Origin of the sequence: Streptomyces roseus (assembly GCF_001044425.1) — a bacterium.
Taxonomy (GTDB): Bacteria; Actinomycetota; Actinomycetes; order Streptomycetales; family Streptomycetaceae; genus Streptomyces; species Streptomyces roseus.
Genome location: NZ_LFML01000133.1, coordinates 1 through 679, shown reverse-complemented (window position 1 = coordinate 679; position 679 = coordinate 1). Strand labels below are relative to the sequence as shown.

General features: G+C 58.3%; 1 rRNA gene. It reads right to left on the bottom strand.

From position 1 onward, the window contains the following. A 23S ribosomal RNA gene (locus tag ACS04_RS30025) occupies positions 1-630 on the bottom strand; the annotation flags it as partial. Positions 631-679 lie beyond the last annotated feature (49 nt).

Here is a 679-nt window from a genome sequence, read left to right as displayed (position 1 = left end):
CGACGCTCCCACGGCTTGTAGGCACACGGTTTCAGGTACTATTTCACTCCGCTCCCGCGGTACTTTTCACCATTCCCTCACGGTACTATCCGCTATCGGTCACCAGGGAATATTTAGGCTTAGCGGGTGGTCCCGCCAGATTCACACGGGATTTCTCGGGCCCCGTGCTACTTGGGAGATGAGCAAGCAAGCCGCTGATGTTTCGTCTACGGGGGTCTTACCCTCTACGCCGGACCTTTCGCATGTCCTTCGACTACATCAACGGTTTCTGACTCGCCGACCGGCCGGCAGACCGATCAAGCTCATTCCCACAACCCCGCATGCGCAACCCCTGCCGGGTATCACACGCATACGGTTTGGCCTCATCCGGTTTCGCTCGCCACTACTCCCGGAATCACGGTTGTTTTCTCTTCCTGAGGGTACTGAGATGTTTCACTTCCCCTCGTTCCCTCCACACTGCCTATGTGTTCAGCAGTGGGTGACAGCCCATGACGACTGCCGGGTTTCCCCATTCGGACACCCCCGGATCAAAGCTCAGTTGGCAGCTCCCCGGGGCCTATCGCGGCCTCTCACGTCCTTCATCGGTTCCTGGTGCCAAGGCATCCACCGTGCGCCCTTAAAAACTTGGCCACAGATGCTCGCGTCCACTGTGCAGTTCTCAAACAACGACCAGCCACCC